16 protein-coding genes are annotated in these 19,765 nt (G+C 68.7%); all 16 read right to left on the bottom strand.

What is annotated here, in order from left to right:
- Nucleotides 1-80: 80 nt before the first annotated feature.
- On the bottom strand, nt 81-863 hold the full coding sequence (gene mlaE / locus H8N03_RS16435) for a lipid asymmetry maintenance ABC transporter permease subunit MlaE (RefSeq protein ID WP_187077286.1): 783 nt from the start codon (nt 861-863) through the stop codon (nt 81-83).
- Nucleotides 860-1,678, bottom strand: a complete 819-nt coding sequence (locus H8N03_RS16440; RefSeq protein WP_187077287.1) for an ABC transporter ATP-binding protein — start codon at nt 1,676-1,678, stop codon at nt 860-862. The genes mlaE and H8N03_RS16440 overlap by 4 nt, the downstream gene beginning before the upstream one ends.
- Before the next feature lie 235 nt (nt 1,679-1,913).
- The gene (locus H8N03_RS16445; RefSeq protein ID WP_187077288.1) at nt 1,914-3,380 is read right to left on the bottom strand and encodes a glutamate synthase subunit beta; all 1,467 of its coding nucleotides are present in this window, start codon (nt 3,378-3,380) and stop codon (nt 1,914-1,916) included.
- 21 nt (nt 3,381-3,401) lie between these two features.
- A complete protein-coding gene (locus H8N03_RS16450) occupies nt 3,402-8,135 on the bottom strand; it encodes a glutamate synthase-related protein (RefSeq protein ID WP_187077289.1) in 4,734 nt (1,577 codons plus the stop codon).
- Between the two features lie 113 nt (nt 8,136-8,248).
- Nucleotides 8,249-8,956, bottom strand: a complete 708-nt coding sequence (locus H8N03_RS16455) for a transposase (protein ID WP_187077290.1) — start codon at nt 8,954-8,956, stop codon at nt 8,249-8,251.
- A 9-nt stretch (nt 8,957-8,965) separates the two neighbouring features.
- The gene (locus tag H8N03_RS16460) at nt 8,966-9,844 is read right to left on the bottom strand and encodes a class I SAM-dependent methyltransferase (RefSeq protein ID WP_187077291.1); all 879 of its coding nucleotides are present in this window, start codon (nt 9,842-9,844) and stop codon (nt 8,966-8,968) included.
- Nucleotides 9,841-10,401 carry a DUF1415 domain-containing protein gene (locus H8N03_RS16465; RefSeq protein WP_354005140.1) on the bottom strand — a complete coding sequence of 187 codons (561 nt, stop codon included), beginning with the start codon at nt 10,399-10,401 and terminating at the stop codon, nt 9,841-9,843. Before H8N03_RS16465 ends, H8N03_RS16460 begins: the two co-directional genes overlap by 4 nt.
- Before the next feature lies 1 nt (nt 10,402).
- The gene (locus H8N03_RS16470) at nt 10,403-11,617 is read right to left on the bottom strand and encodes an MFS transporter (RefSeq protein ID WP_187077293.1); all 1,215 of its coding nucleotides are present in this window, start codon (nt 11,615-11,617) and stop codon (nt 10,403-10,405) included.
- Nucleotides 11,614-12,756 carry a deoxyguanosinetriphosphate triphosphohydrolase gene (locus tag H8N03_RS16475; protein WP_187077294.1) on the bottom strand — a complete coding sequence of 381 codons (1,143 nt, stop codon included), beginning with the start codon at nt 12,754-12,756 and terminating at the stop codon, nt 11,614-11,616. The genes H8N03_RS16470 and H8N03_RS16475 overlap by 4 nt, the downstream gene beginning before the upstream one ends.
- 8 nt (nt 12,757-12,764) lie before the next feature.
- Nucleotides 12,765-13,868: a 3-dehydroquinate synthase gene (gene aroB, locus H8N03_RS16480; RefSeq protein ID WP_187077295.1), complete on the bottom strand. Its 1,104-nt coding sequence runs from the start codon at nt 13,866-13,868 to the stop codon at nt 12,765-12,767.
- A gap of 10 nt (nt 13,869-13,878) precedes the next feature.
- Entirely contained in the window at nt 13,879-14,385 is a 507-nt protein-coding gene (locus tag H8N03_RS16485; protein ID WP_222623024.1) for a shikimate kinase, read from the bottom strand.
- A gap of 28 nt (nt 14,386-14,413) precedes the next feature.
- Nucleotides 14,414-16,531 (bottom strand): type IV pilus secretin PilQ, encoded by a 2,118-nt coding sequence (locus H8N03_RS16490; protein WP_187077297.1) that lies wholly within the window; start codon nt 16,529-16,531, stop codon nt 14,414-14,416.
- Nucleotides 16,531-17,073 (bottom strand): pilus assembly protein PilP, encoded by a 543-nt coding sequence (locus tag H8N03_RS16495; RefSeq protein ID WP_187077298.1) that lies wholly within the window; start codon nt 17,071-17,073, stop codon nt 16,531-16,533. The genes H8N03_RS16490 and H8N03_RS16495 overlap by 1 nt, the downstream gene beginning before the upstream one ends.
- Complete coding sequence (locus H8N03_RS16500; protein WP_187077299.1) at nt 17,070-17,732, bottom strand: type IV pilus inner membrane component PilO; 663 nt, start codon at nt 17,730-17,732, stop codon at nt 17,070-17,072. Before H8N03_RS16500 ends, H8N03_RS16495 begins: the two co-directional genes overlap by 4 nt.
- Before the next feature lie 9 nt (nt 17,733-17,741).
- Nucleotides 17,742-18,449 (bottom strand): PilN domain-containing protein, encoded by a 708-nt coding sequence (locus H8N03_RS16505; protein WP_187077300.1) that lies wholly within the window; start codon nt 18,447-18,449, stop codon nt 17,742-17,744.
- Entirely contained in the window at nt 18,446-19,525 is a 1,080-nt protein-coding gene (locus tag H8N03_RS16510; protein ID WP_187077301.1) for a pilus assembly protein PilM, read from the bottom strand. Before H8N03_RS16510 ends, H8N03_RS16505 begins: the two co-directional genes overlap by 4 nt.
- Nucleotides 19,526-19,765 lie beyond the last annotated feature (240 nt).

Genomic DNA, 19,765 nt, shown 5'->3' on the forward strand with positions numbered 1-19,765 from the left:
CGCGGAACCGGCTTTGCCGGGCCGCTGGGGGCGCCCCCTTGAGGGGGAGGCGGCCGCAGGCCGCTTCGGGGGTGGGCCTTTCATATGCTGAACATCATCGCGGTCAGGATGAAGTCCAGTCCCAACACGGCCAGCGAGGCCATCACCACGGTGCGCGTCGTCGCGCGCGAAACGCCTTCGGGCGTCGGTTTCGCCGCATAGCCTTGCAGCACGGCGATGAAGGTGACGGCGATGCCGAACACCACGCTCTTGATCACGCCGTTGCCCACGTCCTTGAACACGTCGACGCCGCCTTGCATCTGGCTCCAGAACGCACCGGGGTCGACGCCGATCAGCACCACGCCGACGACCCAGCCGCCGAGGATGCCCACCGCGTTGAACACCGCGGCCAGCAGCGGCATGGCGATCACGCCACCCCAGAACCTGGGCGCAAGGATACGGTGCACCGGATCGACTGCCATCATCTCCATGGCAGAGAGCTGCTCGCCCGCCTTCATCAGGCCGATCTCGGCGGTGAGCGACGTGCCGGCACGGCCCGCGAACAGCAGCGCGGTCACCACGGGCCCGAGCTCGCGCACCAGGCTGAGCGCCACCATGAGTCCCAGCGCCTCGGACGATCCGTAACGTTGCAGGATGTAGTAACCCTGGAGCGCCAGCACGAAGCCGACGAACAGGCCCGACACGCCCACGATCGCGAGCGAGTAGTTGCCCAGGAAGTGCACCTGGTCGCGCAGCAGCCGGGCGCGTGCGAAGGTCGGGCCGACCAGCGCCAGCAGCTGGCCGAGCAGCCGCGCCGCGCCGCCGATGTCGGCGAGCTTGGTGCGCACGGCATAGCCCACGTCGGAAGGACGCCACCAGCTCATTTCCCCAACCCTTCGCTGAAATCTTCGGCGACGCTCGGGCCGGGGTAGTGGAAGTGCACCGGGCCTTCCGGCAGCGCGTGCACGAACTGGTGCACCAGCGGGTCGCTGGAGTGGCGCACCGCCTCGGGCGTGCCCTGCTCCGCGATGCGGCCGTTGGCGAGCACGATGACGTGGTCCGCGATGCGGAAGGTCTCCTCCAGGTCGTGCGACACGATGATGCTGGTGATGCCCAGCGTGTCGTTCAACTGGCGGATCAGGTGGGCGGCGGTGCCGAGCGAGATCGGGTCGAGGCCGGCGAAAGGCTCGTCGTACATGATCAGGTCCGGGTCCAGCGCGATCGCACGGGCCAGCGCCACGCGCCGCGCCATGCCGCCCGAGACCTGGCTGGGCATGAGGTCGCGCGCGCCGCGCAGGCCCACGGCGTTGAGCTTCATCAGCACGATGTCGCGCACCAGGTTCTCCGGCAATCCGGAGTGCTCCCGCAGCGGGAAGGCGACGTTGTCGAAGACGGAGAGGTCGGTGAAGAGCGCGCCGAACTGGAACAGCATGCCCATGCGCCGGCGCATGCGGTACAGGCCGTCGCGGTCCAGCGCGGGGATGCTCTGGCCGTCGAACAGCAGTTCGCCCGACTGCGGCCGGACCTGCCCGCCGATCAGGCGCAGCACGGTGGTCTTGCCGCCGCCGGACGCGCCCATGAGCGCCGTCACCTTGCCGCGCGGCACGGTGAAGCTCAGGTCATCGAGGATGCGCCGCTGGTCGTAGCCGAAGCGCAAGTTGCGGCATTCGACGAGCGCGCTCGGGTCGGATTCGGTCATCCCGAGGAAGCGGGCCGCACCGGGCGGCCGTTAGCGGAAACCCGGAATGATAGGTGTTTTGCTGAGCAGCAGCCTGAGCGGAGGCTTAGCTCCGCCCCGGCTGTGGCGTTAACGCGGCAGGTCGCTGAATCCCATGAGGAATTCGTCCACGGCGCGGGCCGCCTGTCGGCCTTCCCGCGCGCCGGGCGGCGAGCCCGGCGTTTCCGTGACGCCCCTTGGGGCGATTTGCGAGGGTTCAGCGAGGGAGGTCGGAGAAGCCCATGAGGAATTCGTCCACGGCCCGTGCAGCTTGGCGCCCCTCGCGAATCGCCCAGACCACCAGGGATTGACCGCGGCGCATGTCGCCGGCGGCGAATACCTTGGGCACGTTCGTGGCGTAGCCGCCGTGGAAGTCGGTGGTCGCCTTCGCGTTGCCGCGGGCATCCTTGTCCACGCCGAAGCCTTCCAGGATGGTCTGCACGGGGCTGACGAAGCCCATGGCCAGCAGCACGAGGTCGGCCTTGTACTCCTTTTCGGTACCGGCGATCTCGACGAACTTGCCGTCCTTCATCTCCACGTGCACCGTCTTCAGGCCGGTGAGCTTGCCCTTCTCGCCGATGAATTCCTTCGTGGCGATGGCGAACTCGCGCGTGACGCCTTCCTCGTGCGAGGAGGACGTGCGCAGCTTGTACGGCCAGTAGGGCCAGGTCAGCGCCTTGTTCTCCTCTTCGGGCGGCATGGGCATCAGCTCGAACTGGATCACGGACTTGGCGCCGTGCCGGTTGCTCGTGCCCACGCAGTCGCTGCCGGTGTCGCCGCCGCCGATCACGATGACGTGCTTGCCGTCGGCGCGGATCTGGTTCTTCACCTTGTCGCCGGCGTTCACCTTGTTCTGCTGCGGCAGGAACTCCATGGCGAAGTGCACGCCGTCGAGGTCGCGGCCGGGCACGGGCAGGTCACGCGACTGCTCGGCGCCGCCGGTGAGAACCACCGCGTCGAACTGTTCCTGCAGCTGCCTGGGCGAGATGGTCTCCTTCGCCCAGTTCGTGACCTTGGAGTCCTTGGGCAGCTCGCCCACCATCACGCCGGTGCGCACGGTGACGCCTTCGGCCTTCATCTGCTCGACGCGGCGGTCGATCAGGTGCTTCTCCATCTTGAAGTCGGGGATGCCGTAGCGCAGCAGGCCGCCCAGGCGGTCGTTCTTCTCGAACAGCGTGACGTCATGCCCGGCGCGCGCCAGTTGCTGCGCGGCAGCCAGGCCGGCGGGGCCGGAGCCCACCACGGCGACCTTCTTGCCGGTCTTGATGCGCGGGATGCGCGGCTGCACCCAGCCGTTCTCCCAGGCGCGGTCGGCGATCGCGTGCTCGATCGACTTGATGCCCACCGGGTCCGCGTTGTAGTTCAGCGTGCAGGCCGCCTCGCAGGGCGCGGGGCAGATGCGGCCGGTGTACTCCGGGAAGTTGTTGGTGGAGTCCAGGACCGTGAAGGCGTCCTTCCAGTCCTGCTGGTACACCAGGTCGTTGAAGTCCGGGATGACGTTGTTGACCGGGCAGCCCGAGTTGCAGAACGGCGTGCCGCAGTCCATGCAGCGCGCGGCCTGCACCTTGGCCTGCTGGTCGTCCAGGCCGATGACGAATTCCTTGTAGTGCTTCACGCGCTCGGGGACGGGCTTGTAGCCCTCCTCGATGCGCTCGAATTCCATGAAGCCGGTGACCTTGCCCATGTTCGTTTCTCTCCGTCTCTCTTACTTGGCGGGGGCGTGCTCGCGCTTGGTCATCGCGGCTTCCTGGTTGTTGCCGACGCTCGCCAGCTCCACTTCGCGCTCGTACATCTCGGCCAGCGCGCGCTTGTACTCGTTCGGGAAGACCTTCACGAACTTCGCGCGGGCGTTCGCCCAGTCGTCCAGGAGCTCGCGGGCGCGGCGGCTGCCGGTCCAGCGGTTGTGGTCCTCGAGCAGCTTGCGCAGCAGGGCCTCGTCGGTCTGGTCGCGGTGCAGGCGGGTGCGGCCGGCGGACGCCTGCTGCTCCGTGGTGCTGCCCACGCGCTCCAGCGACACCATGCTGGTGTTGCAGCGGCTCGCGAACTTGCCGTCCTCGTCGTACACGTAGGCGATGCCGCCGGACATGCCCGCCGCGAAGTTGCGGCCGGTCTTGCCCAGCACCACCACCGTGCCGCCGGTCATGTATTCGCAACCGTGGTCACCCGTGCCTTCGACGACCGCGGTCGCGCCGGAGAGGCGCACCGCGAAGCGCTCGCCGGCCACGCCGCTGAAGAACGCTTCACCGGTGGTCGCGCCGTACAGCGCGGTGTTGCCGATGATGATGTTCTTGGTCGCGTCGCCGCGGAAGTCGATCGAGGGACGCACCACCACGCGGCCGCCGGACAAGCCCTTGCCCGTGTAGTCGTTGGCGTCGCCGATCAGGTACAGCGTGATGCCGCGGGCCAGGAACGCGCCGAACGACTGGCCGCCCGTGCCTTCCAGCTGGATGCGCAGCGTGTCGTCCGGGAGGCCTTCCGGGTGCACCTTGGTCAGCGCGCCGGAGAGCATCGCGCCCACGGAGCGGTTGACGTTGCGGGCGTGCTCCATGAACTGGACGCGCTCGCCGCGCTCGATGGCCGCCTTCGACTTCTCGATCAGCACCTTGTCCAGGCTCTTCTCGAGCTTGTGGTCCTGGTCTTCGACGTGGAAGCGGGCGACGTCCGCCGGCACCTTGGGCAGCGCGAACAGGCGGCTGAAGTCCAGGCCGCGCGCCTTCCAGTGCGCGATGCCCTTCTTCATGTCCAGCAGCTCGGCGCGGCCGATCAGGTCGTCGAACTTGCGGATGCCCAGCTGCGCCATGATCTGGCGCACTTCCTCGGCGACGAAGAAGAAGTAGTTGACGACGTGCTCGGGCTTGCCCGAGAACTTCTTGCGCAGCACCGGGTCCTGCGTGGCCACGCCCACCGGGCAGGTGTTCAGGTGGCACTTGCGCATCATGATGCAGCCCTCGACCACCAGCGGCGCGGTGGCGAAGCCGAATTCGTCGGCGCCCAGCAGCGCGCCGATCACGACGTCGCGGCCGGTCTTCATCTGGCCGTCGGCCTGCACGCGGATGCGGCCGCGCAGGCGGTTCAGCACCAGGGTCTGCTGGGTCTCGGCCAGGCCGATTTCCCAGGGCGAGCCGGCGTGCTTGATCGACGACCAGGGCGAGGCGCCCGTGCCGCCGTCGTGGCCGGCGATCACCACGTGGTCGGACTTGCACTTCGCCACGCCCGCGGCGATCGTGCCCACGCCCACCTCGGACACCAGCTTCACGCTGATGGAAGCGTGCGGCGCCACGTTCTTCAGGTCGTGGATCAGCTGCGCGAGGTCCTCGATCGAGTAGATGTCGTGGTGCGGCGGCGGGGAGATCAGGCCCACGCCCGGCACGCTGTGGCGCAGCTTGCCGATGTACTTGGAAACCTTGCCGCCGGGCAGCTGGCCGCCTTCGCCGGGCTTGGCGCCCTGCGCCATCTTGATCTGGATCTGGTCGGCGGACTGCAGGTACTCCGCGGTCACGCCGAACCGGCCACTGGCAACCTGCTTGATGCGCGAACGCAGCGAGTCGCCGTCCTGCAGCGGGATGTCGACCTCGACCACGTCGCTGCCGATGATCTGCGCCATCGTCTGGCCGGTCTTGATCGGGATGCCCCTGAGCTCCTGGCGGTAGCGGTTCTCGTCCTCGCCGCCTTCGCCGGTGTTGCTCTTGCCGCCGATGCGGTTCATCGCGATCGCGAGCGTCGCGTGCGCTTCCGTGGAGATGGAGCCCAGCGACATCGCGCCCGTGGCGAAGCGCTTGACGATCTCCTTGGCGGGCTCGACCTCGTCGACCGGGATCGCCTTGGACGGGTCGACCTTGAACTCGAACAGGCCGCGCAGCGTCATGTGGCGGCGGCTCTGGTCGTTGATGATCTGGGCGTACTCCTTGTACGTGTTCCAGTTGTTGGCGCGCGAGGCGTGCTGCAGCTTGGCGATGGCGTCGGGCGTCCACATGTGCTCTTCGCCGCGCGTGCGCCAGGCGTATTCGCCGCCCGCGTCGAGCATGGAGGCCAGCACGGGGTCGCTGCCGAAGGCCGCCTTGTGCAGGCGGATCGCCTCTTCCGCGATCTCGAACACGCCGATGCCTTCCACGCGGCTGGAGGTGCCGGTGAAGTACTTGGCGATGGTGTCGCTGTTGATGCCGATGGCTTCGAACAGCTGCGCGCCGCAATAGGACATGTACGTCGACACGCCCATCTTGGACATGATCTTCGACAGGCCCTTGCCGATCGCCTTGACGTAGTTGTAGATCGCCTTCTCGGCCGACAGGTCGCCCGGCAGGTCCTGGTGGATGGACGCCAGCGTTTCCATCGCGAGGTACGGGTGCACGGCTTCGGCGCCGTAGCCGGCCAGCACGCCGAAGTGGTGGACTTCGCGGGCGGAGCCCGTCTCCACCACGAGGCCGGCGGTCGTGCGCAGGCCTTCGCGGATCAGGTGCTGGTGGATGGACGACAGGGCCAGCAGCGCCGGGATCGCGACCTTCTCGGCCGAGACGCCGCGGTCGCTGATGATCAGGATGTTGTGGCCGCTGCGCAGGGCATCGACCGCTTCGGCGTTCAGCGAAGCGAGCTTCGCCTCCACGCCTTCATGGCCCCAGGCCAGCGGGTAGGTGATGTCCAGCGTGTAGCTGCGGAACTTGCCGTGCGTGTGCTTCTCGATCTCGCGCAGCTTCTGCATGTCCGCGAAGTCGAGGATGGGCTGGCTGACTTCCAGCCGCATCGGCGGGTTGACCTGGTTGATGTCCAGCAGGTTCGGCTTCGGGCCGATGAAGGACACCAGCGACATGACGATCGCCTCGCGGATCGGGTCGATCGGCGGGTTCGTCACCTGCGCGAACAGCTGCTTGAAGTAGTTGTAGAGCGGCTTGTTCTTGTCCGAGAGCACGGCCAGCGGGCTGTCGTTGCCCATGGAGCCGATGCCCTCTTCGCCGGCCTGCGCCATCGGGGACATCAGGAACTTGATGTCTTCCTGCGTGTAGCCGAAGGCCTGCTGGCGGTCCAGCAGCTCCACCTGGTTCTGCGGCGCGCTGCCCGCCGTCTCCGACAGGTCGTCGAGCTTGATGCGCAGGTTCTCGATCCACTGCTTGTACGGCTTGGCGTTGGCGAGCGAGGACTTCAGCTCCTCGTCGTCGATCATGCGGCCCTGCTCCAGGTCGATCAGGAACATCTTGCCGGGCTGCAGGCGCCACTTGCGCACGATCCTGTTCTCCGGCACCGGCAGCACGCCGGACTCGGAGGCCATGATCACCAGGTCGTCGTCGGTCACGCAGTAGCGCGAGGGACGCAGGCCGTTGCGGTCCAGCGTGGCGCCGATCTGGCGGCCGTCGGTGAACACGATGGAGGCCGGGCCGTCCCAGGGCTCCAGCATGGACGCGTGGTATTCGTAGAAGGCCTTGCGGCGCTCGTCCATCAGCGTGTGCTGTTCCCAGGGCTCCGGGATCATCATCATCACCGCGTGGGCGAGCGGGTAGCCCGCCATCGTCAGCAGCTCGAGGCAGTTGTCGAAGGTGGCGGTATCGGACTGGTCGGGGAAGCTGATCGGGTACAGCTTCTTCAGGTCGGCGGAGAGCACCGGCGAGGACATCACGCCTTCGCGGGCCTTCATCCAGTTGTAGTTGCCCTTGACCGTGTTGATCTCGCCGTTGTGGGCGACGTAGCGGTACGGGTGGGCCAGCGGCCACTCGGGGAAGGTGTTGGTGGAGAAGCGCTGGTGCACCAGGCCCAGGGCGGACACGCAGCGCGGGTCCTGCAGGTCCTTGAAGTACACGCCGACCTGGTCGGCCAGCAGCAGGCCCTTGTAGATGACCGTGCGGCTGGAGAACGACGGGACGTAGTACTCCTTGCTGTGCTTGAGCTTCAGGCTCTGGATCGCGGCGCTGGCGGTCTTGCGGATCACGTACAGCTTGCGCTCCAGCGCGTCCTGCACGATCACGTCGCTGCCGCGGCCCACGAAGACCTGCTTCAGGATCGGTTCCTTGGCGCGCACGGCAGGCGACATCGGCATGTCGCGGTCCACGGGGACGTCGCGCCATCCCAGCAGCACCTGGCCTTCGGCCTTGATCGCGCGCTCCATCTCCTGCTCGCAGGCGAGGCGCGAGGCGTGCTCCTTGGGCAGGAAGATCATGCCGACGCCGTACTCGCCCGGCGGGGGCAACTCGACGCCCTGCTTCGCCATCTCTTCGCGATACAGCGCATCCGGCAGCTGGATCAGGATGCCTGCGCCGTCCCCCATCAGCTTGTCCGCACCGACCGCGCCGCGGTGGTCCAGGTTCTCCAGGATCTTCAGCGCCTGGGAGACGATGTTGTGGCTCTTCTCGCCCTTGATGTGGGCGACGAAGCCGACGCCGCACGCGTCATGCTCGTTCGCGCCGGCGTACAGGCCTTGTTCTTGCAAATGGGAGATTTCGGCAGCCGTCGTCATGGCGCGTCCTCAGGATTCGGGGAAAACCCGAGGTTACTGCACCGTCCTCCTCCTGCCAAGCAAAATAATTGGGGTCAGATTCCAATTATGTGGTCCGCGGTTGGGCCTCAATCCTAATTGGGGACAGGTTCGGAGCTCCTGCGGACGGGGCGACCGGCCTGCGACTTCACCACCCGGCGCTCGGTGCGCCGTTGGAGGTCCGCGACGTAGTTCGGCTCGCCGAGCGCCCAGCCGCGCAAGGTCGCGTCGGTGAGTGCCTGCTTCTCGCTTTCGCTGATGCCGGCGCGGACCATGGCGGCGTAGGCCTCGTCGCGTGCGAAAGGCGTGTTGCCCAACTCCCAGTACAGCGGGTGGGGCGTGAGCAGCTTGTCCGAGCGCCGGCCGATGTAGTGCAGGTAGCTCGACCAGCGATAGTCCGCCGGATCCGCCACCATCCCGGCGCGCACCGGGTTCAGGTCCATGTAGACCATGCAGGCCAGCAGGTAGCGCTCGGCCTGGATCAGCGTCGACTTGTAGCGGCCTTCCCAGAGCGTGCCGGTGCGCTGGTAGCGCAGGTTGTAGTTGCGCACGTAGCGGCGGCCCACCGCCTGCATCATCTGCGGGATGCCCTCCTCCGTCTCCGGCGTCGCCAGCAGGTGGAAGTGGTTGCTCATGAGCACGTAGCCATGGACGGCCACGTGCTGCTTGCGCGCATGCTCGTCGATCAGGCTCAGCAGCAGTTCGTAGTCCGCGGTACCGCCGAAGATCGCCTGCCGGTTGTTGCCGCGCTGGATGATGTGGTGGGGGTAGCCTGGGACCGTCAGGCGTGGAAGGCGGGCCATCGGCCGATCTTAATTGGAATCTGACCCCAATTCTGCCAATTCTGGAAGACCCGGGTAGCGCAACGCCTCCAGCGACTGCAGCCCGAACTCCGCCAGCAGCGCGCGAAGGCGCTCCGCGGCGCTGCGCTTGCGCTGGCCCGTCCAGCGGGCCAGGATCAGCTCGTTCTTCATCGAGTGCTCCCAGCCCACCAGCTCGGTGACGGTGACCGAGTAGCCCATGGCCTCGAGGTACAGGCATCGCAGCACGTTGGTCACCTGGCTGCCCACCTCGCGCGTGTGCAGCGGGTGCCGCCAGAGCTCGGCCAGCGGCGTGCGCGAGAGCGACAGCGCCTTCTGCTCGCGCAGGCAGGACGCCACCTCCGCCTGGCAGCAGGGCACCAGCACCATGAACTTCGCGTGCTTGCGCAGCCCGAACGCGATCGCGTCGTCGGTCGCGGTATCGCAGGCATGCAGTGCCGTCACCACGTCGATCTTCTCCGGCAGCTGCGCGGCGTCCGCCGCCTCGGCCGCGCTGAGGTGCAGGAAGGACATGCGCTCGAAGCCGAGCCGCCGCGCGAGCTCGCGCGACCTCTCCACCAGCTCGGCGCGCGTCTCGACGCCGTAGATGTGCCCCACCCCGCGCGGCTGGAAGAACAGGTCGTAGAGGATGAAGCCCAGGTACGACTTGCCCGCGCCATGGTCCGCCAGCGTCGGGTGTCCGCCCTCCGCCGGGATCTCCAGCAGCAGCTTCTCGATGAACTGCACCAGGTGGTAGACCTGCTTGAGCTTGCGCCGCGAGTCCTGGTTGACCTTGCCCTCGCGCGTGAGGATGTGCAGCTCGCGCAGCAGCTCCAGCGACTGCCCGGGCCGCAGCCCCAGCTCCGCGTGGATGTCTTTCTGGACCTTCATCGCGACGGCCCCACGTCCAGCGCGTCCCAGCCTTCGCGCCCGAGCGCCTGCAGCCGCGCCATGTTCGCCTCGTAGATGTCCGCTGCGTCGGGGAACGCGGCCACGGCGCGGTCGAGGCTTTCCTCGCGCAGCAGGTGCAGCGTCGGCCAGGGCGAGCGGTTGGTGAAGTTGGTGACGTCGTCCTCGTCGCTGTCCGCGAACACGAAGCGCGGATGGAAATGCGCGACCTGCACCACCCCTTCGAGCCCGCGCTTGCGCACCAGGCGCTCCGCGCGCGCCACGACGTCGAGGAAGGTGAGGAAATCGTCCATGCCTTCGGGGACCACGAGCAGCGTCGTGTCGCGCTCGCTCGCCGGCAGCGCGACCAGCGCCTGCAGTTCCTCGCCGAACGCTGCGAGGATCGCGTTCGCGTCCCGCGCGCCGGTGGCGGCGATGTGCACCTGCTGCTTCACGAGCACCGCCTTGGCGAAGGGGCAGAGGTTCAGCCCCACGACGGCGCGCTCGAGCCAGCGGCGGGTATCGGCGATGGCGTTCGGCGGCGTGCTCACCGGCGGGATTCTACGGACGCGGATGCGGTACCGCAGGCGGCGCGTCCGCATGCCCCGCGAGGAAGCGGGAGATCGCGTGCGCCATGCCCATGCCCGCCAACGCGAACGCGCCCGTCACCCACCAGATCACGTGCCACCCGCCCATGCGCGCCGCGACCCACGCCGCGAACGGCGGCCCCACGAACTGCCCGAACGCGGACAGCTGCTGCACCCAGCCCACCGTGCTCGACACCGTCGTGTCGTCCGGCGCCACGCGCACGGCCACCGAGAACAAGGTGCCGGGCACCAGCCCGCCCAGCGAGGAGAACAGCAGCACGCCGAGGTAGCGCAGCACCGCGCTGTCGAAGGCCGGCGAGAACGCGACCACCGCGCCGACCAGCATCGCGGCATAGCCCACGAACAGCAGCACGGGTGCGGGCACGCCGCGTTGGAGGAAGCGGCCCGACGCGATGTTGCCCGTCATGTTCACCAGCGCCGCGAACGCCGTGGCGAAAGCAGCATACGCCGTAGGCAGCCCGGCCTGCGCATAGATCGTGGGCAGGAAGCCGACCACCGTGAGCCACTGCGCCGAATACACGGCGAAGGCCAGCGACGGCAGCCACGGCCCTTTCGCGCGGATCGTGCGCATGATGCGCCGCCCCGCACCGGCCGCGGCCGCCATGCGCGCATCGGCACTGGAAGGCACGGCCAGCGCGAGCACGACCGCCATCACCAGCGCCAGCAGCGCCAGCAGCCACCACCAGCCCGGCCACCCCGCGAGCGCGATGCACGCCGGCCCCGCCAGCAGCGCCGCGGCGGTGCCGATCGGCATGAACGCGCCCCACAGCCCCAGCGTGGCGGCCAGGCGCTGCGGCTCCACCAGCCGGCGGATCAGCCCCGGCGCCGGCAGCGTGGCCAGCAGGAAGCCCGCGCCCTCCGCAGCGCGCAATGCCATGAGCGCGCCCGGCGTCTGTACGAACCCGCCCGCGAAGCTCGCGACCGCGAGGATCAGCAGCCCCAGCACCATCGTCCGCCGCGGCCCCAGCGAATCGGCGGCCGCGCCGATGGCCACGCCCAGCGTCATGCCCGCGAGCTGCACGAGCGACAGCAGGAAGCCCGCCTGCACCAGGCTGATCTGCAGCGCGTCGCGCAGCACCGGCAACGCCGGCGGCAGCTTGCCCACGTGCAGCGCCGCGCTGATGCCGGCGAGCACGACGACCAGCGCGGGATCGATCCGCCGCGTCATGCGCTCCCCGAAGCGAGCAGCCTGCGCCCCGTGAGCCGCTCGTGCTCGCGCAGCGCGTAGCGGTCGGTCATGCCGGCGATGTAGTCGGCCACGGCGCGATGCGTGTCCGCACGCGCGGTGAAACCGGCCTGCATTTCGCCCGGCTGCGCCACGTAGCAGGCGAAGAGCTCGCGCACGGCCTCCTGGGCCTGCGAGGTCGTGTCCATCACGCGCGCGTGCCGGTACAGGTTGTGGAACAGGAAGGACTTCAGCTCCGCGGCCTGCGCGCGCGCCTGCGCCGTGAAGCACACGAGCGGCTGCGCGCGCCGCACCGCGTCGGCATCTTCGGGCTGCACCGCGGCGAGACGCTCGCGCGTCGCCTCGATCACGTCGTACACCAGCGCGCTCAGCATGCGCCGGATCGCCTCGTACAGGAGGCGCCGCCCTTGCAGTCGCGGATGCTCGCGCATGGCCTCCTGGTGGTACCGCCCGAACAGGGGCACCTCGGCCACCTGTTCCATCGTGATCAGCCCCGAGCGCACGCCGTCGTCGATGTCGTGCGCGTTGTACGCGATCTCGTCGGCCAGGTTGCACAGCTGCGCCTCGAGCGCGGGCTGCGTGCGGTCGAGGAAGCGGCGGCCGACGCCGCCCGGCTCCTGCGCCTCCAGCTTCTCCGCGTTCGCCCGCGAGCAGTGCTTGAGGATGCCTTCGCGCGTCTCGAAGCAGAGGTTCAACCCGTCGAAGTCCGGATAGCGCTCCTCCAGCTTGTCGACCACGCGCAGGCTCTGCAGGTTGTGCTCGAAGCCGCCGTGCCCCGCCATGCATTCGTTCAGCGCGTCCTGGCCCGCGTGCCCGAAGGGCGTGTGCCCCAGGTCGTGCGCCAATGCGATCGCCTCGACGAGGTCCTCGTTCAGGCCGAGAGGCCGTGCGATCGAGCGCGCGAGCTGCGCCACCTCGATGGAGTGCGTGAGGCGCGTGCGGAACAGGTCGCCTTCGTGGTTCAGGAAGACCTGGGTCTTGTAGACGAGGCGCCGGAACGCCGTGGAATGCACGATGCGGTCGCGATCGCGCTGGAAGTCGTTGCGCGTCGGCGCGGGCGCTTCGGGATGGCGGCGCCCGCGGCTGCGCGCCGCGTCGCAGGCGTAGGCGGCCAGGCTCATGGCGGCGCTCAGCGCGTGCAGTCCGCGAGCACCTGGCGCACGACGTCGTCCGGGGCGCCGCGCACCGCGGCCCGGCCCGGCTGCTCGATCACCACGAAGCGGATCTCGCCGGCTTCCGCCTTCTTGTCGACGCGCATCAGCTCCAGGTAGCGGTCGGCGCCGAGCGCCGGGCCCACCGTGGGCAGCCCCGCGCGCTGCACCAGCGCGGTCACGCGCCGCACGAAGTCTTCGCCCACCAGCCCCAGGCGCCGCGACAGCTGCAGCGCCATCACCATGCCGCAGCCGACGGCCTCGCCGTGCAGCCATTCGCCGAAGCCGAGCCCCGCCTCGATCGCATGCCCGAAGGTGTGGCCGAAGTTGAGGATCGCGCGCAGCCCCGCCTCGCGCTCGTCCTGCCCCACCACCTCCGCCTTGATCTCGCAGCTGCGGCGCACCGCATGCGCCAGCGCCGCGGTGTCGCGCCGCATCAGCGCATCGATGTTGGCCTCGATCCACGCGAAGAACGCCATGTCGTAGATGGGCCCGTACTTGATCACCTCCGCCAGCCCCGCGCTCAGCTCGCGCGGCGGCAGCGTCGCCAGGGTGTCCAGGTCGCAGACCACGCGCGCCGGCTGGTAGAAGGCGCCGATCATGTTCTTGCCCTGCGGATGGTTGATCGCCGTCTTGCCCCCCACCGAGGAATCCACCTGCGCCAGCAGCGTCGTGGGCACCTGCACGAAAGGCACGCCGCGCATGTAGCAGGCCGCGGCGAAGCCGGCCATGTCGCCCACCACGCCGCCGCCCAGCGCGAACAGCACCGTCTTGCGGTCGCAGCCGTGCGCCAGCAGCGCGTCGAAGACCCGGTTGAGCGTCGGCCAGTCCTTGTGGTCCTCGCCGTCGGGCAGCACCACTTCGTGCACGGTGCGGTAGCGGCCGGCGAGCGCGCTGCGCAGCTTCGCTGCATACAGCGGGGCCACGGTGGCGTTGCTCACGATGACGGCCGCCGCGGCCGTTGGCAGCCCTTCCCAGCTCGGGGCGTGGGCCAGCAGGCCGGGGCCGATCAGGATGTCGTAGCTGCGCTCTTCGAGCGCGATGCGCACGCGTTCGGGGACTGCGGGGGACGGGGCGGGCATGCCCCGGAGTTTAAGGCTGCAGCGGCAGCACCCCGGCCAGCTCCAGCTGCATGAGGATCATGTTCACCAGCGTGGGCACCGACGGCCGGCCGGTCTCGATGTGGAAGTGCGCCGCCTCGCGGTACAGCGGGTCGCGCTCCGCGTGCAGCGCACGCAGCTTCGCCAGCGGGTCGGCCACCTGCAGCAGCGGCCGCTGCGTGTCGTGCCGCAGGCGGCGGTGCAGTTCCTCGGGGCTCGAGCGCAGGTAGACCACCTTGCCGCCGGCGCGCAGCGCCTCGCGCGTCGCGGGGCGCACGACGGCGCCACCCCCCGTGGCCACGACGGCCGACGGGCCTTGCGCGAGCTCGCGCAACACCTGCTCCTCGACGTCCCGGAACGCCGCTTCGCCCTCGCGGGCGAAGTACTCCCGGATGCTGCAGCCCAGGCGCTCTTCGATCAGGTGGTCGGAATCGAAAAAAGGCAGCCCGAGCCGCCTGGAAAGCTGGCGCCCGACAGTGGACTTGCCACTGCCGGGCATGCCGACGAGGGAGAGGATCACCCCCGCATCAGCGGACGGCGCCGGCGAGGCGGTCGCTCACCATCTTCGGCGTGATGAAGACCAGCATCTCCTGCTTGGTCGTGCTGCGGTTCTTGTTCTTGAACAGGTTGCCGGCGACGGGGATGTCGCCCAGCAGCGGCACGCGCGCCTCGTTCTCGCTCTCGGTCAGCTCGAAGATGCCGCCGATCACGACCGTGCCGCCGTTCTCCACCAGCACCTGGGTCTTGATGTGCTTGGTGTTGATGGCGATGCCGGCCGCCGTCGTCTCGCCGCGGCTGTCCTTGGCGATGTCGAGGTCCAGGATGATGTTGCCCTCGGGCGTGATCTGCGGCGTGACTTCCAGCTTCAGCGTCGCGCGGCGGAAGGCCACCGAGGTCGCGCCGCTGGAGGTCGCCTGCTGGTACGGGAATTCCGTGCCCTGCTCGATCAGCGCCTTGGTCTTGTCGGCGGTCACGATGCGGGGGCTGGACACCAGCTTGCCCTTGCCGTCCGCCTCCAGCGCCGACAGCTCCAGGTTCAGGAAGCGGTTGGCGGCGGAGTTGAAGATCGACACCGCGAAGCTCGCGGCCGGGAAGCCGCCCGCGCCGGCGGAAGGCATGTTCAGGAACGTGGTGTTCGCCGTCGTGAGGCCCGCGCTCGTGAGCTGGCCGGTCTGGCCGGACACCGCGTCGTAGGTCGCGCCCCAGGCGCCGCGGTTGCCGCCCACCTGGTAGCCGGAGGTGCCGCCGCGCGGGTTGTCCGTGCGCAGGTCCACCGCGCCGAGGCGCACGCCCAGCGAGCGGCCGAAGCTGTCCGACGCCTCGACGATGCGCGCCTCGATCAGCACCTGCGGCACCGGGATGTCCAGGCGCGCGATCAGCGCCTGCACCCGCTCCAGGTGCGAAGGCACGTCGGTCACGAACAGCTGGTTCGTGCGCGGCTCGGCGATGGCGCTGCCGCGGGTGCTCAGGATGCGCGAGGCACCGCTGCCGGTCAGCTGCACGGCGATGTCGCCGGCCTTCGAGTAGTTCAGCTGGAAGGCCTGCGTGCGCAGCGGCTCCAGGCTCTGGATCGCGGCGTTGGCCTCGAGCTCCAGCTTTTCCTTGGCGGCGATTTCGTCCTTCGGCGCGATCCACAGCACGTTGCCCGTGCGGCGCATGCCCAGGCCCTTGGCCTGCAGGATGATGTCCAGCGCCTGGTCCCAGGGCACGTCCTTCAGGCGCAGGGTCACGGCGCCCGTGACCGAGTCGGAGGTCACGATGTTGAAGTTGGTGAAGTCGGCGATCACCTGCAGCAGGGAGCGCACTTCGATGTTCTGGAAGTTCAGCGACAGCTTCTCGCCGCTGTAGCCCGGGCCCTGCGTCAGCTTGTTCGGGTCCTGGCGCTGCTGGCGCACCTCGACGACGAACTGGGTGTCCGACTGGTACGCGCTGTGCTCCCACGCGCCGCGCGGCTCGATCACCATGCGCACGCGGTCGCCCTGCTGCGTGGTGGTCACGCTCTGTACGGGGGTGCCGAAGTCGGTGACGTCCATGCGACGGCGCAGGCCCTCGGGCAGCGAGGACTTCAGGAAGTCGACGACCAGGGTCTGGCCCTGCTGGCGGATGTCCACGCCCACCTGGTTGGTCGGCAGGTCGACGATCACGCGGCCGGAGCCGTCGGGGCCGCGGCGGAAGTCCAGGTCCTTCAGGGGCTGGGACTCGCGGTTGCGGCTTTCGGAGAAGGTGGACGGCTGGCTGGCGGCAGCGGCGGTCTGGGCCACCGGATCCAGCGCGACGAGCAGTGCATTGCCTTCGAGCTGCAGCTTGTAGTTCGTGGGCGTCTTCAGGTTCAGCACCACGCGGGAGCGGTCACCCGCCTGCACCACGTTCACGGAACGCAGGTTGCCGACGTTCATCTCCACGCCGGTGCGGCCCATGCTGTTGGTCGCGCCCGGCACGTCCAGCGCGATGCGCGCCGGCGACTGCGTGACGAAGCCGGTGGGCACGGAGGCCAGCGGCTCGGAGAACTCGATGCGGACCACTTCCTGGCCGCCCTGCAGGGACCCGGTGACGTTCTGCACGGCCGGCGCCGCGAACGTCCATCCGGACACGAACACCGCAGCCGCGGCAACAAGGGCTCGCCAACCCCAAGCGTTTCTTTTCATCATCTGGCCTTCTCCTGCAGTTGCAGTGTCGCGACTCTTTCCACCCATTCGCCGGCGGCGTCCTGCACGAGCTCGCGCAGCACGACTTCGCTTTCTCCCACCTTCGTGATCTTCCCGTAGTTCTGGCCGAGGTAGTTGCCCGGCCGGACCTGGTACAGCAGGTTGTCCACCTTCACGAGCGCGACCGGCTGCCCCTGCTTCATCAGGCTGCCCACCATCGCCATCGCGTCCAGCGGGAAGGCTTCGAGCGGCTCCTTGCGGCGGTTGAGCTCGGGGGCCAGCAGCGCCGCGCTCGCGGTGCCCTGCTGCTGCGAGTCGCGCTTGAGCGCGACCAGCAGCTTCTGGTTGCTGAAGGGCTCGACCTGCCCTTCCATCGCATACGCCTCCGGCCGGAACTGCTTGGGCTCGGACAGGGGCTGCACCTTCGGCTTGGTGATGGCCCTCTGCTCGGCCATCCACTTCGTGACTTCCTCGCTTTCGGACCCCTCGCACCCGGCGAGCGCCGCGCAGGCGGCCAGGGCGAGCAACAGCGTGTGCCTCATTTCTTCTTCCCTCCGGTCGCCTTGCGCTGCGCCGCGACTTCGTCCGGGTCGAGGTAGCGGAAGGTCTTGGCGGTCGTGTCCATCACCAGGGAATCGGACCGCGTGGAGATTTCCAGGTTGTTCAGCGTCACGATGCGCGAGAGGTGCGCGACGTCGGAGGCGAAGGAGCCGATGTCGTGGAAGCGGCCGGTCACGCGGATGGAGATCGGCAGTTCGGCGTAGTACTCCTTCACGCTCACCTGGCCGGGGCGGAAGTGGTCGAACGTCAGGCTGCGGCCGAGGCCGGCCTGGTTGATGTCGGACAGCAGGGCGTCCATCTCGGACTTGCTCGGAAGCTGCTTCTCGAGCTGCGTCACGTACTGCTGCACCTGCTCGCGCTGCTTGCGCAGGGCGTCCAGGTTCACGGCCTGGGCGAGCTTCTTCTGGAAGTCGGCGCGCAGGCCCTCTTCCTTCTTCTGCTCCGCGGCGAGCTCCTCGGCGGAGCCGGTGAGCCACACGAACCACAGGGCCACCACGATGGCCACGGTCACCAGGGCGCACAGCGCGACCTTGGGGACGATGGGCCAGGAGGCCGGGTCGTTCGGGTTGAGGTTGCGGAACTGTCCGGCGAAGCGCTCGAACGCCCCGTTGATGTCCATTCCCTTGGCAGTCGTAGCCATGTTCAGTCCTTACTTCCGGGCGGAGGCCGCGGGGGCGGCATTGGCCATGGCGGCGGAGGCGACGGCGGTGCTGGCCGCGGGCGAGCCGGGGGCGGCACCGGCCGCGGTCGGCACCACGCCGCTCGCGGGCGCCGCGGCGGACGCCGCCTTCTGCGCCTCGGCGGCGCGCACCAGCTTCACGGTCATGCGGAAGTTGGCGACGCGGCGCTGCTCCTTGCCCATGTTCACGTTGCCCGCCACGATCTCGGCCAGTTCGGGGCGCGTGAGCCAGATGCTGTTGGAGCTCAGGTTGCGCAGCAGCTCGGAGACGCGCTCGTTGGACTGGGCCACGCCCACCAGCGACACGGTCTGGCCGGTCTGCTTCATGCCGGTCAGGTACACGCCGTCCGGCAGCTGCTTCACCAGCTCGTTGAGCAGGTGCACGGGCATGTTGCGATCGGCCTGCAGGTCTTCCACGGCCTGCTGGCGCGCCTTCAGCGCGTTGATCTCTTCCTGCAGCGAGGCGATGTCCTTGATCTGGTTGTCGAGGCGCTTGATCTCGTTGCTCAGGATCGTGTTGCGGTTCTGCTGGTTGGAGATCTGGGCCCCGTACCAGAGCCAGACGGCGCCGGCGATCACCAGGCCGCCGAAGGCGGAGGCGCCGAGGGCGGCATAGAAGATCTCGCGGCGGCGCTTGCGTGCCGCTTCGCGGTGCGGAAGCAGGTTGATCAGGATCACTGCATGAACCTCCGCATGGCCAGGCCGCACGAGGTGAGGTAGGAAGGCGCCTCCCGGCGGACCTTCTTCTCGCGCACCGCGTCGCCGAACTGCATGCCCTGGAAGGGATCCGCCAGGACGCAGGGGAAGGACGTTTGGGCCGTGATGGCCTCGCTCAGCCCCGGCAGGCTCGCCGAGCCGCCGGCCACCATGATGGCATCCACGCGGTTGTGCGGGGTGCTGGTGAAGAAGAACTGCAGGGCGCGGGCCACTTCCTGCGCCATGCTGTCGACGAACGGCCGCAGCACGCCGGACTCGTAGTCGTCCGGCAGCTCGCCGCTCCTCTTCTTGCTTTCCGCCTCCTCGGGGGAGAAGCCGTACTGGCGCACGATCAGCTGCGTGAGCTGGGCGCCGCCGAAAGCCTGGTCGCGGTCGTACAGGACCTCGTCGTTGCGGATCACCTGCATGCTGGTGGTCGACGCGCCGACCTCGAACAGGGCGACCATCTGGTCCTTGCCCTCGTTGGGCAGGTTGCTGATCAGGCGGCCGGCCGCGAGGCGCGAGGCATAGGACTCGACGTCGATGATCACCGGCTTCAGGCCCGCGGCTTCGGCGAGGCCCTGGCGGTCCTGCACCTTCTCCTTGCGGGAGGCGGCGATCAGCACCTCGACGTCGCCGGCGGAGTTGGCGCTGGGGCCGACCACGCAGAAATCCAGGCTCACTTCATCGAGCGAGAAGGGGATGTACTGGTTGGCCTCGCTCTCCACCTGGACCTCGAGGTCCTGGTCCGAGAGGCCGCCCGGCAGGATGATCTTCTTGGTGATCACCGCGGAGGCCGGCAGCGCCATGGCGACGTTGCGGGTGCGGGTGCCGCTCTTCTTGACCACCCGGCGCATGGCTTCCGCCACTTCCTCGAATTTCTCGACGTTGCCGTCCGTGATCCAGCCGCGTTCGAGCGGCTCGATGGCGCACCGCTCCAGGACGTAGCCACCGTTCTTGGCCAGACTCAGTTCGACCAGCTTCACGCTGGAGGAGCTGATGTCCATGCCCAGGATCGGGGCGGACTTGCTGCCGAAAAGTGAGCCGATTGAGATCAAACCCGTCTCCTACGACGCCTCGTGTCAAGGCGTAACGAACTTAAGATTCCACTTCAATGCTAGCAGTAACATCCTTGTCGCCAAAGGAAATTCCGGCTGCGCTGCACTCGCCGCGTTGTCAAAAGCCGACGAGCACGGATGCCATACTGCGGGCGCTCGACCCGGCATCGCAAGCGGGCGCAAGAGGCCTCCCGACAGCAGGCGCGGAACCGCCGCCCGGTGGGCCGGCTCTGATGTTTT

Source organism: Ramlibacter cellulosilyticus (genome assembly GCF_014297465.1).
Lineage (GTDB): Bacteria > Pseudomonadota > Gammaproteobacteria > Burkholderiales > Burkholderiaceae_C > Ramlibacter > Ramlibacter cellulosilyticus.